At 59.4% G+C, this 15105-nt stretch carries 11 protein-coding genes; 9 read left to right on the top strand and 2 right to left on the bottom strand.

Annotated elements, in window-relative coordinates; translation table 11 throughout:
* Positions 1 to 59 precede the first annotated feature (59 nt).
* A complete protein-coding gene (locus tag HGP31_RS19230) occupies positions 60 to 3623 on the bottom strand; it encodes an indolepyruvate ferredoxin oxidoreductase family protein (protein ID WP_168758441.1) in 3564 nt (1187 codons plus the stop codon).
* Positions 3624 to 3944: 321 nt separating this feature from the next.
* Here HGP31_RS19230 and HGP31_RS19225 point away from each other — a divergent pair, with 321 nt between their 5' ends.
* The 8 genes from HGP31_RS19225 to HGP31_RS19190 all read left to right on the top strand — a co-directional run bounded on the left by HGP31_RS19225 (position 3945) and on the right by HGP31_RS19190 (position 12963).
* Positions 3945 to 5615, top strand: coding sequence for a DUF1302 domain-containing protein (locus HGP31_RS19225; protein WP_168758440.1), 1671 nt, complete (start codon positions 3945 to 3947; stop codon positions 5613 to 5615).
* Between the two features lie 66 nt (positions 5616 to 5681).
* Positions 5682 to 7034, top strand: a complete 1353-nt coding sequence (locus HGP31_RS19220; RefSeq protein WP_168758439.1) for a DUF1329 domain-containing protein — start codon at positions 5682 to 5684, stop codon at positions 7032 to 7034.
* Positions 7035 to 7100: 66 nt separating this feature from the next.
* Positions 7101 to 7919, top strand: a complete 819-nt coding sequence (locus HGP31_RS19215; protein WP_205896178.1) for an SDR family NAD(P)-dependent oxidoreductase — start codon at positions 7101 to 7103, stop codon at positions 7917 to 7919.
* Positions 7920 to 7952: 33 nt separating this feature from the next.
* Positions 7953 to 8402: a nuclear transport factor 2 family protein gene (locus tag HGP31_RS19210; protein WP_168758438.1), complete on the top strand. Its 450-nt coding sequence runs from the start codon at positions 7953 to 7955 to the stop codon at positions 8400 to 8402.
* A gap of 37 nt (positions 8403 to 8439) precedes the next feature.
* The gene (locus tag HGP31_RS19205) at positions 8440 to 9801 is read left to right on the top strand and encodes a phosphotransferase family protein (RefSeq protein WP_168758437.1); all 1362 of its coding nucleotides are present in this window, start codon (positions 8440 to 8442) and stop codon (positions 9799 to 9801) included.
* Positions 9802 to 9860: 59 nt separating this feature from the next.
* Positions 9861 to 10682 (top strand): SDR family NAD(P)-dependent oxidoreductase, encoded by an 822-nt coding sequence (locus tag HGP31_RS19200; protein WP_168758436.1) that lies wholly within the window; start codon positions 9861 to 9863, stop codon positions 10680 to 10682.
* Positions 10683 to 10693: 11 nt separating this feature from the next.
* Positions 10694 to 11941, top strand: coding sequence for an MFS transporter (locus tag HGP31_RS19195; protein ID WP_168758435.1), 1248 nt, complete (start codon positions 10694 to 10696; stop codon positions 11939 to 11941).
* A gap of 95 nt (positions 11942 to 12036) precedes the next feature.
* Positions 12037 to 12963 (top strand): quinone oxidoreductase family protein, encoded by a 927-nt coding sequence (locus HGP31_RS19190; RefSeq protein WP_168758434.1) that lies wholly within the window; start codon positions 12037 to 12039, stop codon positions 12961 to 12963.
* Positions 12964 to 13002: 39 nt separating this feature from the next.
* On the opposite strand, the gene HGP31_RS19185 is transcribed toward HGP31_RS19190, so the two are convergent.
* On the bottom strand, positions 13003 to 13908 hold the full coding sequence (locus tag HGP31_RS19185; RefSeq protein WP_168758433.1) for a helix-turn-helix domain-containing protein: 906 nt from the start codon (positions 13906 to 13908) through the stop codon (positions 13003 to 13005).
* A 142-nt stretch (positions 13909 to 14050) separates the two neighbouring features.
* On the opposite strand from HGP31_RS19185, the gene HGP31_RS19180 reads away from it, so the two are divergent.
* Positions 14051 to 14962 (top strand): LysR family transcriptional regulator, encoded by a 912-nt coding sequence (locus HGP31_RS19180; RefSeq protein ID WP_033043238.1) that lies wholly within the window; start codon positions 14051 to 14053, stop codon positions 14960 to 14962.
* Positions 14963 to 15105: the final 143 nt, after the last annotated feature.

Here is a 15105-nt window from a genome sequence, read left to right as displayed (position 1 = left end):
GTTGACCTTGTTGAATGAACCAACATCCCGGGCTGCACAATGTTCAGCCCGGGCAAGGCTTAGAGTTGAGTGACGGCGATTTTGCTGTTGCACTGGCCGGCATCATGGAACTGGGCGGTGTTGCCATTGCGCCACTGCTCCAGCAATTGCGCCTGGCGTTGTTGCGCATGGCCAAGGAATCTCTCTTTGACCGGACCATAGCCGCGAACGCTTTCAGGCAATTCCACCAGATCCTGGGCCAGGCCCAGTTTGTGGGTGGTCAAGCCCGCCAGCACTTCGTCGAGGATCTGCTCGTAGTTGGCTAGCCAATTGCGTTCCACCTTGCGCTCATGGGTACGACCGAATGGATCAAGCCAGGTATTACGCAGGAACTTGAGCCTGGCCAGCAGCTTGAAGCCTTGCAGCATCCAGGGGCCGAAGCTGCGTTTTTTCGGTTCACGGCCGGAGCCGTTATCGTTCAGCAGCGGCGGAGCGAGGTGGAAGCGCAGGCGATAGTCGCCTTCGAAGCCAGCCTGGATTTTTTCCAGGAATTGGCCGTCGGTAAACAGACGGGCTACTTCATATTCATCCTTGATGGCCAGCACTTTGAAGTAGTAACGGGCAACACTCGCCGACAGCTTGCCGGGTTGTCCGAGCAGTGCGGTTTCCGCCTTGATGAATTGCTCGACACGATAGCGGTAGCGTTGGGCATAGGCGTAGTTTTGGTACGCAGTGAGAAACTCCATGCGCCGTGCCAGCGTTTCTTCCAAGCTTTGCGACAGTAAGCGGTCCGGGCTTTGCACCTTGCCGGCTTGCAGTTTGCGTAATACCCGTGGCAGGTCATGGGCGCTGCGCCGACCCCAGTCAAAGGCCGAGAGGTTAAAGGGCACCGCCGTGCCGTTCAGTTCGATGGCCTGTAGCAGCGCCGCTTTACCCACCGGCAACCAGCCCTTCTGGTAGGCATAGCCGAGCATGAAGGTGTTGGTCGCAATCGAATCACCCATCAGGGCCGTGGCGATTTTGCTTGCGTCGATAAAATCCGCCTGCTCAGTGCCCACCGCTTCGGCGATTTGCTCCGACATGTTGCCGGTCTGGAAGGTCGGGTCCGGGTGTTTCAGCAAATCACCCGTTTCCGCCTGCTGGGCGAAGGTGCGCACAAAGGCGCTGGTGATGGTTTCTTCGCTGTTGATCAAGGCATGGGTCACGCCATGACGCAGTTTGGACAGGGTTTCGGTGTTGGCGCTGACCACCAGGTCGCAACCGAGCAGCAGGGCGGTTTCACCTTCGGCAATCCGCGGTGCAAACAACTGTTCCTGGTGCGCGGCAATGCGAATGTGCGACCACACCGCACCGCCTTTTTGTGCCATGCCGGCCATGTCCAGATTGAGCGTGCCTTTGCCTTCGATGAACGCCGCCATTCCCAGCAGGGCGCCGATGGTCACCACGCCCGTACCGCCCACGCCAGTGACCAGGATGCTGTAAGGCTCAACCAGCGCTACGGTCGCGGGCGTCGGCAAATCCCACACGTCATCCTTCGCGGCCGCCAGGGCTTTGGGTTTGCGCAAGGCGCCACCTTCGACCGTGACAAAACTCGGGCAAAAACCGTTGAGACAGGTGAAGTCTTTGTTGCATGAAGACTGGTCAATTTCACGCTTGCGGCCGTACTCGGTTTCCACCGCCACCACCGACATGCAGTTGGACTTGCTGCTGCAATCGCCACAGCCTTCACATACTGCTTCGTTGATCACGACCCGACGTGCAGGGTCTGGGAATTTGCCGCGTTTACGCCGCCGGCGTTTTTCCGCGGCACAGGTCTGGTCATAGATGATTGCCGACACCCCCTGGAACTGGCGCAACTGTTCCTGCACTTCGTCCATTTTGTCGCGACGCAGCACCGGCACGCCGTCTGCCAGATCACGGATGTGCTGATATTTCTCGACATCGTCACTGACGACCACAATACGTTGCACGCCCTCGGCCGCGAGCTGTCGGCTGATCTGCGCAACGCTGAGGCTGCCGTCCACAGGCTGTCCGCCGGTCATGGCCACGGCATCGTTGTAGAGAATCTTGTAGGTAATTTGCACCTTGGCCGCGATGGCGGCCCGAATCGCGAGAATGCCGGAGTGGAAATAGGTGCCGTCGCCCAGGTTAGCGAAGACGTGCCGGGTCTTGGTGAAAGGTGCCTGGCCGATCCATGCCACGCCTTCGCCGCCCATCTGGCTGAAGGTCTGGGTCTGCGGATAGATCCAGGCCGCCATGTAGTGGCAACCGATACCGGCCAGCGCACGACTGCCCTGCGGGACCTTGGTCGAGGTGTTGTGCGGGCAACCGGAACAGTAGTGGGGCACGCGTTCCATCAGGTTGCTGAACTGGCCTTTGCTGGCCAGTTGTGCGTCCAGTACCGCCAGGCTTACTTGCAGCGGACCATTCTGATGCAGGCGCAAAATACGCTTGGCCAACGCACGGGCGATCATTGCCGGGGTCAGGTCATTGGTAGCCGGCAGTAACCAGCCGGTGTGAGGCTGGCTCCATTCGCCTTTATCGTCAAACTTGCCGACGATGCGCGGGCGCACGTCTTCACGCCAGTTGTAGAGTTCTTCCTTCAACTGGTACTCGATCATGTGGCGTTTTTCTTCGACCACCACGATTTCTTCCAGGCCCTCGGCAAACTGCCGAACGCCTTCAGCTTCCAGCGGCCAGACCATACCGACCTTGTACACGCGCAGGCCGATCTGCTGTGCGAGTGTTTCGTCGATGCCGAGGATTTTCAACGCCTGGCACACGTCGAGGTACGACTTTCCGGACGTGATAATGCCGATACGCGCTTTCGGCGAGTCCATCACGATACGGTCGAGACGGTTGACCCGGGCATAGGCGAGGGCGGCATACAGCTTGTGTTCCAGCAGGCGTTGTTCCTGCGCCAGGGGTGGGTCAGGCCAGCGGATATTCAAGCCGCCTTCGGGCAACGGGATATCGGGAATGATTGGCTGTACGCGATGAACATCGATGTCGACAACGGCCGCGCTTTCCACGGTATCGGCCACCGCCTTGAGCGCAACCCAGCAACCGGAATAACGCGACATGGCCCAGCCGTGCATGCCGTAGTCGAGGTATTCCTGCACGCCCGATGGCGCCAGTACTGGCATCATGACCGCTTTGAAAATGTGCTCGGTCTGATGGGGCAGCGAGGAGGAACGGGCGCCATGGTCATCACCGGCAATCGCCAGCACACCGCCGAATTGTGAGGTGCCGGCAGCGTTGGCGTGACGGAACACATCGCCGCAGCGGTCGACGCCCGGGCCCTTGCCGTACCACATGCCGAACACGCCGTCGTAGGTCGCACCTTCGAAGATATTGACCTGTTGGGTACCCCAGATCGACGTGGCCGCGAGGTCTTCGTTCATGCCCGGATGGAACACCGTGTGGTGCTCCTTGAGATAGTCGCGAGCCTTCCACAAAGCCTGGTCAAAACCACCCAGCGGCGAGCCACGGTAGCCGGAAATGAACCCGGCGGTATTCAGACCATTGGCCAGATCGCGCTGGCGCTGCATCAGAGGCAGGCGCACCAGCGCCTGAATCCCGGTGAGTAAAACTTTTCCGCTGTGCTGGATGTATTTGTCATCCAGAGACGGGGACGCACTCATGCTCATCCTCCAGGCTTTATTGTCATGGCGGCGCCAGGAGAGCGGCGTTGCCTAGTTATTGGCCGGAGTCTAGGGAGGGGGGGGTGGATCGTAAAATCACAAAAACAGCGGGGTGGTATTGGATATTTGAATACCGGAATGTTCTTTGGCATTTGATCAATATCAAATGCATTTCAGCAATGCTCCCAATCGTTGTGCCCAAACCTCCCTGTCCCGTTTACTTCAGCCATACCGAAGCCCTCAGGCCAGCGCTCTTCGGCGCGGTTGAAACGGCCCGGCACTTCGGCTGCCAATAACAAAAAGAATGGGAAGGGAGTGTTGATGATCGACGCAAAACCAAAGCCGTTAAGCCTGGCCATCTGGCTCAGTGTGATCGGGTGTGTCTTGTCCGTTGGCAACAGTCAGGCTGCCGAGTTTGATACCGGCAATCCGGACCTCACCGCGCGCTGGGACAACACCGTTCGCTACAACGTCGGCGTGCGAGCTGAGGGGCGTGACAATGCCTTGGCCAACAACGCCACCTACGACGAGTCTGATTCCAAATTTGATAAAGGCGATGTGGTGACCAATCGCGTCGACCTGATGAGCGAAATGGAGGTGGCCTACAAGAAGTACAACGGCTTTCGCATCAGCGGCGCTGCCTGGTACGACCAGGCGTACGAAGACACCGATGTCGAAACCAGCGATGGTAATGTCTTCTACCCCGGCGCATTTCCGGGTAAGAGTACGCCGAGCTATACCAACGGCCATTACTCCAACTTTACCAAGCGCTACCACCGCGGACCCAGCGGCGAATTGCTGGACGCCTTTGCGTTTACCCGCTTCGACCTTGGCGACATTCCGGTCAGTGTGCGTGCCGGCCGGCACACCGTGTATTGGGGCAATGGCTTGTTGATTGCCGGGCATGCCATTTCCTACTCACAAGCACCGCTGGACGGGCGCAAAGCCGTGAGTAACCCCGGCACCGAGACGCGCGAAATCTTCCTGCCGTTGACGCAGATTTCCACCCAGGCGCAGGTCACCGACAAGTTGTCGCTGGCGGCGCAATATTTCTTCGAATGGGACACTACTCGAGCACCTGAGGGCGGCACTTATCTGGCCTCCGCCGACATCGCACTGGAAGGCCCGGACCGCTTGCCGCTGTTCAGTGGTTTCACACGGCCATTGATCGATCCGCTCAAGCCCAAGGACGAGGGCAACTGGGGCGTGATGGGTACCTACAGCTTCGACTATCTGCACTCGGAAGTCAGCCTGTACTACCGCGAGTTCGATGATTACAACCCGTGGGGCCTGCAAGTGGCGCCGACTTTCGCCCGCTACGTTTACGCCAACAACGTCAAGCTTTATGGCCTGGGTTACTCCGCAGGACCGGTACTGGGTGGCGGTTCCGTGGGGGTAGACCTGTCGTATCGCCAGAACACTTCCCTGATCTCCAGCAACATCAGCACCGTCGACAACGAGGGCGCCCGAGGTGATACCTGGCACCTGGTGGTCAACAGCCTTTGGTTGCTGCCGCGTACCAATTACTTCGACACCGGCAGCCTGATCACCGAAATGGCGTTCAGTCACGTGGAAAAGGTGACAGAGCATGAAGAGCTGTTCAAGGGCGAAGGCTACCGCGGCTGCCCGGCGGGGCAGGACAAACACTTCGGCTGCGCCACCGACAACTATGTCGGCCTTGCCGTCAGCTTTGCGCCGCAGTGGTTGGGGGTGTTCCCCGGCTGGAATATTTCTACCCCGATGAGCGTGGATTACGGCGTCAGCGGCAATGCCGCCACAGGGGGAGGCAACGAAGGGAAATACACCTGGAAGGCCGGTGTGAAGGGCACCTACGACGAGCGCATGGACGTGACGCTGTCTTATATCGGCTACGGCAGCGAACGCCATTACGCCGATGTCACCGGCGTTGGCAAAACCGTCGTCGGCGGTTCCGGCGACGTTGGACTGTCCGACCGTAACTGGGTCTCCCTGACCGTCAGCACAGCGTTCTAAACCGCCCCTGAAATGCAATGCAGTGATCACCGGGCTCGGTGATCTCCCATCCGAATGGAGAAGGTCATGAAGATTAATTCTTATGCGATAGGCCTCGTGGCGATAGCTTTGGCGGGGTCGGCGGTGGCTGATGAGAGCTTCACTACAGCGGACCTGGGCGGCAAGCTAACGGCGTTTGGTTCGATTGTCGCCGGCAACGCGGCGGGCACTATTCCGGCTTACGACGGTGGTCTGAAAGTCCCTGCCGGCATGGTGCCTGGCGATGGGACCTGGCCGAACCCGTTTGCCAATGAAAAGCCACGCTTGCGCATTACCGCAAGCAACGCGGACCAGTACGCTGACCAGATGACGGCCGGGCAGCTGAAGTTGCTCAAAAAGTACCCCGACACTTATTACCTTGAGGTGTACCCCACCCACCGGACCGCCACCTTTCCAGCAAACTTCCTGGCAGCTACCCAGCGCAACGCCACTCGTAAAGACTGCAAGACCGAGAACGATGGTCTGTCGATCAGCGAAGCGTGCCGTGGCGGCCTGCCTTTCCCGCTGCCGCGCGATGGCCGCGAGGTGATGTGGAACTACATCCTCAACTATCAGGGCGTGAATGGCTGGGACTGGAACCACAGTGCCTATGTGGTCAATGAGGGCCACATCACGCTGACCAACACCAACCGTTCCACCGGCGAAAAACCTTTCTATCAAATGGATGTGCCAGGGCGTGATCCGAAAATCGCCCAGCGTATCTGGTCGCACGTCGTCGCGCCGGCCCGTACGGCCGGGCAGGCATCCGGGTATTGGGATTACCTCGACCCGGTCACCGACTCCCGCTACGCCTGGAGCTACAGCACCGGCCAGCGGCGTGTACGCAAGGCTCCGGAGTTCAACTACGACACCCCTAACTCGGCGTTCGGCGGGGTAGCGTTCTACGACGAAATCTTCCTGTTCTCCGGGAAGATGGACCGCTTTGACTGGAAGTTGGTGGGCAAGAAGGAAATGTTGATTCCCTACAGCAACTACACGCTGAAATGGGGTTGCGACATGGAGAAAAAGCTCATGCCCAACCACATCAATCCGGCCTGTGAACGCTGGGAGCTGCACCGTGTCTGGGTGGTGGAAGCGACGCGCAAGGACGGCGTGCGTCACGCGCAGAAAAAGCGCCGCTACTACATCGACGAAGACACCTTTGGCGCGGCTGTCTACGACGCCTGGGACGACAGCGGTGCGTTGTTCCGTACCGGCTCGCAGTACAACATCGAGGCCTACGGTATTCCCAACAATCCGCAACAGGATTCCTACTCGCTGTACGACTTCACCCGTGACCAGTACGGCATGTTCGGTAATGGCCCTACACGCTACCGCCAGGAACCGGTCGCCGAGCGTGAAGCCAACCCACAGACCATCGCTGGTGGTCAAACCCGCTGACATCGTGCGCCCTTTTCGGCGTTCGCCTCGGACGCCGATTTTTTTCTTCGTTCCCGAGACCTATTCATGAGCGAGATTCTGAAACGCCTGGACGGCAAAGTCTGCGTGATCACTGGCGCGGGCAGCGGCATTGGCCGCGCTTCGGCACTGCGTTTTGCCAGGGAAGGCGCCACCGTGGTGGTCACCGATCTATTCGCCGAATCCGCGCAGGCCGTGGCGACTGAAATCGGCGCCAATGCCCTGGCATTGCAAGTGGATGTCGGCCAGGAAGACGCCCTGCGGGAGATGGTTGAACAGACTGTCCGGACTTTCGACCGTATCGACGTGCTGTTCAACAATGCGGTGTACCGAAACCCGGCCACCACCCGCGATATCGACTTCATCAACTTCAACACCGAGCTGTTCCACAACTGCATGCGTGTCAACGTGCTGGGCGGTGTCCTGGCGTGCAAATACGCCTTGCCGCACATGCTAGCTCAGGGCAGCGGTTCGATTCTGTTCACATCGTCCACCAGCTCGATCGCCGGCGAAATCTCCCAGTTCAGCTACGGCGCCTCCAAGGCTGCGCTCAATTGGTACGTGCAAACCATCGCCGCCACCTTTGGTAAACGCGGCATTCGTTGCAACGGCATTTTGCCGGGGGTCATTCGCACGCCGGCCATGGAAAGCTGGGCCAACGAGGCCATGAAGAGCGCTTTTCTCGACCTGCAAAACGTACCGCAACTGGGCGAGCCGGAAGACATCGCCGCCATGGCCGCATTTCTTGCGAGCGACGACGCCGCCTACGTCAACGGCACTCTGATGCGCGTAGACGGCGGCATGAGCTGCGGCACGCCGATGGTGCCGGTGGTGCGCAATTTCCTGCTGCCCCAAGCCTCGATCTGATCCCGATCAATTCACTGCACTGGAGCCCGTTTCATGGCACTCGAACAGGAACGCTTCATCCTCGACATGCTGGCCGCCTGGGGCGATGGCAGCGACGGCAGCCGCCCGGATATCGAACGCATCATGGCCACTTTTGCCGACGACGCTGTCTGGCAACTTTGGGTACCCGGTGGTCCGGTGATCCGTGGTCGTGACGCGCTGCGCAAGGAGATAGAGCGGCAGATGAGTTATGTCACGCATAACCACTGCAACACGCGCCACATCGTCTCTTCCGAGCGAGTGGTAATGACCGAACGCGATGATTACTGCGTCAGCAATGGCGTCCCCATGCCGCATTCGATGGTGGCGGTGTACGAGCTGAACGAGCAAGGCCTTATCTGTGCCTGGCGCGAGTACCTGGACACCGCTGACCTGGCGAAGAAAAAGGGCGTACCGCTGGAGCACGTGGGCGGCCCGAGCGCTGGTGTTACCAGCACCCATTGATAGCGGCGCTGGATATCAGCGTCTGAGGGAGACATGTATGCCAACAACAAATGTGACCTGTGATCCGGTCGAAGAAAAGCTGCGTACCTTTGTCGAAGGTCTACTGGGCGGGAAAATCACCGCCATGCAGCGTCTGCTGCGCTGGCGCCCGGCCTGGAACCTTGAGCTGCAACGCGATGGCGAAACCCTTCAGTTGCATATTCGGGGCGAGCGCGGTGGGGATGTCAGTCCATTCCCGGATCTGCGCCGGGAGGCGGACATTCTCTCCTTGCTCGGTCAGCAAGGCGTGCCCGTACCGCATATCTACGGCTTTTGCGAAGACCCGCAAGCCATCCTGATGCAGTTGGTGCCGGGTAGCCGTGACGTCAGTACGGCGAAGAGCGATGCCGAACGTCATGGGGTTGCACGCCAGTGGGTCGATGCCATGGTGCGTATGCACCAACTGCCGTTGCAACCCTTTATCGATCAGGGTATCAGCCTGCCCAAAGGTGCCGAGGACATTACCCTGGCGGGTCTGGAAGCCTATTACCCGCTGTATGCGCGTAATAAAACCAAGCCTCAGCCTCTGGCCGAATTCGCCCTCGGTTGGCTGCGGCGCAATGTGCCACAGCACCGAACCCGGCCTGCTTTCGTTCAGTACGATTCGGGGCAGTTTCTGTTCGAGAACGGACAGGTACATGGCCTCTACGATTTTGAGTTCGCCATGATCGGTGATCCTCTGGCCGACCTGGCTTCGGCGCGCATGCGCGACAATTACGAGCCGCTCGGGGACAGTTTTGCGGATCTGTATCGTTATTATCAGCAAGTGACTGGCGAACCGGCGGAGCCTGATGTGGTGCGTTACCACACCGCGCTCTTCGCCACGGTCAGCACCATGCAGTTCTCGGCATCGGTGGCCACGCCACAACCGGGTGACCCGCATGATACCTACACCGAATTTGATATCGCCCTGCGCCGGGTGGTGGTGCATGCGCTGGCCGAGGCCATGGGTGTTCCCCTGCAAAAACCGAATCTGGACATTGTCGGCACAGGCCCAAATGCACAGCTGCTGACCATGCTGACCGATGCCTTGGCCCAAGTCGAGGTTGCCAGCGATTTCCAGAAAACCAAATTGCGCGCAGTGAGCAAGCTGGTGGAATACCTGGGCCGTGGCGATGCCATGGAGTTGCACTTGCGCAAGCTGGAGCAACAGGACGCGCAAGCACTGCTGGACCGTACCTTCAGTGACTACAGCGAGATCGATGCAGCGCTGGAAACCTTTGTCAAAAGCGCCGGGCCGGAATACGACGAACCTTTGCTGCACCTGTTCATGGCGCAAATCGAGCGGCGCGTCCTGGTCTATGGCAGTACCGCCATTGGCGCCTCCGCCAGCCACATCGACCTGCCGCCAGTCGCCTGACGCGGTGAAGCCTTCCTCGCCCGGTGGCTTGCCGCCGGGCCTTTGTTTTCGGAGTGTTTATGTCTGTTCCTGATAACGCCTTCAAGCATCAGTATGGTCCGTGGGCAGTGATCGCCGGTGCCTCGCATGGGGTGGGCGCCGCATTTGCCCATGCACTCGCCGAGCGTGGCCTTAACTGTGTGCTGGTGGCGCGCCGTGGCGAAGCCTTGGCGCAGTTGAAAAATGATCTGGAGCAACGGTATGACGTTGAGGTGCTGGTGCTCATCCAGGACCTGTCCCATCCCGATGCCTGTGAGCAGTTGTTGGCGGCTGTTGGTAAGCGGCAAGTCGGCCTGTTTATCTACAACGCCGGGGGCGACCCCTATATCACTCGTTTTCTCGATACTTCGGTCGACGACTGGGGCGCCTTGCTGCGACTCAACTGCCTGACTGTGATGCAATGCAGCCATGCCTTCGGTGCCGCCATGCTGGAACGCGGGCGAGGTGGATTGCTGCTGGTGGGTTCCCAGGCTGCGTTGGGCGGGATTCGAAAACTGGCGATGTACACTGCCACCAAAGGGTTTGCGCTGAACCTCGGCGAGTCGTTATGGGCGGAGTGGAAAGATCGTGGTGTGGATGTGCTCAACCTGGTCATCGGTACCGTGGACACCCCTACCATGCGCGATGCCATGGTCAAACTGAACATTCCCGACGCCCTCACCATGACGTTGCCCAAGGCTGAAGACCTGGCGCTTCTGGCGCTTCAGGAGCTGGGCAATGGCCCGACGTTGATACACCCCGAAGACACCCTCGAACAGCTCGCCAATGCGCCTGGCCCGGCACGCCGTGCACACGTGCTGAGCAAGAGCGCGCAAGCGGCTGTGTTCATCGGCAACGACTGAGGTCAAACACCATGAAAGGCTTTGATAACGCAGAATTCAAACGCGGTTGGAGGGTGCTGATTCTGGCTCTCGTGGGTGTCGCCACCAGTTCCAGTTCGTTGCTGCTGTACAGCTTCAGCTCCATGGTTATTCCCCTGGAACAGGCCATGGGTTGGGGCAGGGCGGAGTTACAGGCGGCGATCACCGCACTGTCGCTGGGTACCATTGTCGCGTCGCAATTGGCCGGCTGGCTCAATTTGCGATTTGGCCTACGCCTGATCACGTTGCTGTCGCTGTTGGCGTTGTCCCTCAGCATCTTCCTTCTGACCTGTATCGGTGGCTCGATCTGGACCCTCTACCTGGGTTTTTTCCTGGTGCCACTGGCCGGGCTGGGTACGTTGCAGGTGACCTGGTCACACTTGGTCAACCTGTGGTTTGAGGAAAACCGGGGCCTGGCGTTGGCGATCATCCTCAGCGGCTCCGGGCTCGCGGCCATCATGTTCCCGCTGATCACCGCCTGGGCGATCGGCCGCTGGAGTTGGCAGGCGGGTTTTATCGCATTGGGCGTGTTGCCGGTGCTGCTGGCATTGCCTTTGGCATTGCGCTGGTTAATGCCGACCGCTGTCGTCAGCCACAGCACAGCACCACTTGCGGTCGCCGGCGAACGATCCGGCGGGTTGCTGTTGCGCGAGGCGCTGCGTTCGTGGCGCTTCTGGGTGTGCAACCTGTCGATGACATTGGTGGTGTCCTGCGTGGTGGGCATGGTCACCAATATCGTGCCATTGCTGCAGGATCGAGGCCTGAGCGCCCTGCAGGCCAGCCAGGTTTTCAGCAGTTTTGGCGTATCGCTGATTCTCGGCCGGTTGCTGGTGGGTTACCTGATTGACCGGTTGTGGGCCCCCGGTGTCGCCTCTTTGGCGCTTTTGATGCCGGCATTTGCCTGCGGCATTTTCGCCTATGGCGACTCCAGCATTGCCCTGTACACCCTCGCCACATTGCTGGTGGGCGTTGGCGCGGGCGCCGAGTTTGATATCGCGGCATTCCTGATCGCCCGCTTCTTCGGCATGCGCGACTACGGTCGCTTGTTCGGTGCCCATCTGGGCCTGATTACCGCCGGTGCCGCGATCTCGCCATTGCTGTTTGCGGGGCTGTTCAAGCTGACCGGTGGCTACTCGGCCATGCTGTTGTTCAGTTTCATCTGCTTTGTCGTCGGCCCCTTGCTTCTCCTGACGTTGGGTGGGTATCCGCGTTATCAGGCTCAGTCATTGGTGACCAGTTAGGGCAATTTCGACGGAAGCATATGGACAAATAATTGAATTGTGTTCAACTACCGCTCTAAGTGCAGCCTTAAAATAAAACAGACAAGGAGAATGCCATGCGTGCAGCAATTATTTCCGAGCGCAATGCGCTGCCGGTCGTCGACGAGTTTCGTGAGCCGAAGCCGCAAGACGGCGCGGTACTGATCGATGTCGATACCGCTGGCCTGGGGGGCTGGGATGTACTCGGCGCCTACCGTCTCGGTGTGGAATACCCCTGTGTCATTCGCGGCGAAGGCGTAGGCCGTGCGCCGGATGGCCGTCGGGTGTATTTCGGGGAACGCTCGGTGCTGCCATTTGGTGCCTGGGCAGAGCGCACCCTGGTGCCGCAAGCCGAAGTGTGGAATGTGCCGGACGATGTCGACGATAAAACCGCAATCAGCATGGGCATTGCGGCTACCGGTGCCATCGTTCCACTGGAAAAAGCCGAGATCCAGAAGGGTGAAAAAGTCCTGATTTTGGGCGCGACCGGGACGCTCGGCCAGATCGCCTTGCAACTGGCGCGCGGTATGGGTGCGGGCAAGGTGGTCGGTGCTGCGCGCTCGGGCGAAGCATTGGGCCGTCTGAAGTCGCGGGGTCTGGCCGATGAGGTGGTGACACTAGGCGGTAGCGATGATGTCGCAGCACTCAAGGACGCGGCCGATGGTGGCTTTGACGTGGTGCTGGACCTCGTGTGCGGTCAACCCATGTTGACGTCTCTGAAAGCCACCAACTGGGGCGCCCGTATCGTGACCATTGGCACGGGGGCTGGACGCCAGCTCAATCTGGATATTGCCGATCTGTTGTTCCGCAACTTGTCGTGCATCGGCACCGGCCAGCGCCCGCCAGCAGACCGTGAGCAAATCTGGCTGCGTCTGCTGAAGATCGCCAAAGAGCAGCAGATCCAGGTGGACTACCTGGATTTCACACTCGATCAGGCGGCTGAAGCCTGGGCCGCGCAGGTCAATGGGCCACACGCAAAAATCACTGCCACGATTCGTCGTTGAAACCCCTGTCGCTAAAAGGTGCCCTTGTCCGGGTGCCTTTTAGCGCTGGCGCTGATGGCGAAACTCTTCGGGTGTAAGGCCGAGTTCTTTGCGGAATGCGGCACTGAAGGCTGCGGCATTGTTGAAGCCGGCCTGATAGGCAACCTGTTTGATCAGTAACCGTGGGTCGGCCAACAGCGCCATGGCTTTTCGCAGGCGATGTTGCGCAGCGTATTGGCGCAAGGTCATGCCCGTCGTGTTTTTGCAACGACTGGACAGCGTTCGCAACGGCAGCTCGCAGGCCTGTGCCAAGTGGCGTAGCGAGTGGCCTTCGTCGCTCGTGGTATCGAGCAGTTCACGCAGGATGTTGAATTGGCGAGGGCTGAGTTTTTCAGTGTCGGGTGAGGGAGCGGCGGCATCGACGGGAGCGTCGATGAACTCGCGGCGCAGGTCCAGGGCAATGCTGGTAAGCAGGCACTCGGTTTGCAATTCGCTGGCGAAACCGGGATTGCTCACCTCTTCGGCCAGACGTTGCAGGGACGCGTGCAGGTAGCCGCTCTGCAGGTCAAGCATGGCTTCGCTGACGTTCTCCTTCCAGTTCCAGCGATAACTGCCCAGGGCGCCGAGGGAGGATGGATCAAACAGGCACACCAGGGCCTTTTGCTTGCAGGCATCGTGGCGTAGATGGAATTCGGTGCCATGGGGAATGAACAGCAGTTTGCCCAAGGGCTGGAATTCACGCGCGCCGTGGCTGGGGAAACTGCCGCAGTTAGGCTTGCTCTGATCACTGGCAGGCAGCATCAGGCGTATCAGGCAACTGTTACCGGTTTCAATCAGGGCCGTGCCGGAGCACGACCATTGCGCCTGTTCAACGCGCAGATCGAAGCCTTGTTTGGCCAGTGAAGCTTCGGTCAGAAAATTGCCTGACGCTTCACAGTCGTACTCGCTGTAGTGGATCGCGTTCATTTTTCAACCTTCAGCCATTTTTATTGTTGGTGCTGAAATTCGAAGGGTGGCGTTACGGCAAAGCAGCTACCCGGTCTCGAGTGTAGCGAGGCTGTGGACCAGGCTGTTTCATATATTCAGACGGTAGGTATCAGAAAATCAGATGACAAAGGGCAGAGATATTTCAATGCGCCAGCTGCGTTATTTTGTCGCCGCCGCGGACGCCGGACAGTTTTCCCAAGCGGCGCTGAAGGCACATGTATCGCAGTCGGCGATCACTGCGGCCGTGTTGCATCTGGAACAGTCCATGGGCGTCAGCCTGTTCGACCGCCTGCCCCATGGCGTGTCACTGACCGCTGAAGGCAACAAGTTTTCCCAGCATGCGCGGCACATCCTCGACACCCTGCAGGACGCTCTCAGTGAACCGCTTTTTCTCGGTCACGCCATGCAAGGCACCGTACGTGTGGGCGCCTCTTACACGGTGCTGGGCTATTTTCTGCCTGCGCTGCTGGCGCGCTTCAAACGTAGCTACCCTCAGGTTGAGATCGACCTGATCGACATGGACCGTCACAGCATTGAGGAAGCCCTGGGCAATGGCGATCTCGACCTGGGCCTGACGATAGTCTCCAACACACCAAACCTGCAGGGGTTCGCTCACCAGGTTCTGATTCGTTCTCGCCGCCAACTCTGGTTGGCCAGTCAGCACCCTTTGATGTCCGCCACCTCGATCAATCTCGAAGACGTCGCCGAGCACCCCTATATCCTCGCCACGGTCGATGAGGGGGAGGCTTCGACTTCGCGCTACTGGGAATCCCGTGGACTGGCGCCCAAGGTGGCTTTTCGCACCTCATCCATGGAGGCATTGCGCGGGTTGGTGGGTCATGGTTTCGGCGTGACCATTCTCTCGGACATGGTCTACCGGGCCTGGTCCCTGGAGGGCAAGAAAATTGAAATCCGCCCGCTGGTAGACGTGATTCCCCCCATGGAGCTCGGACTTATCTGGCTGCCAGATACCCGTTTGTCAGCATCGGCCCAGGCATTCCGGCAGTTTTTGATCATGGCCTGCGCTTCGTAGCCTTGCAGCTGGCGCGCAGCGTTGACTGGCTACTTGCCGGAGTCGAGTGAGGAGGGGATCGTAAATCGCGAAAACTGTGCAGTGGTATTGGATATTCAGATACTGCAACACAGATGGGCTTTTTTGCGTCTTCGCAGAGGACA

The organism is Pseudomonas umsongensis, from assembly GCF_012647205.1.
Lineage (GTDB): Bacteria > Pseudomonadota > Gammaproteobacteria > Pseudomonadales > Pseudomonadaceae > Aquipseudomonas > Aquipseudomonas umsongensis.
Note: the sequence above shows the minus strand (reverse complement) of the source record. Positions and strands in the feature narration are given on the sequence as shown.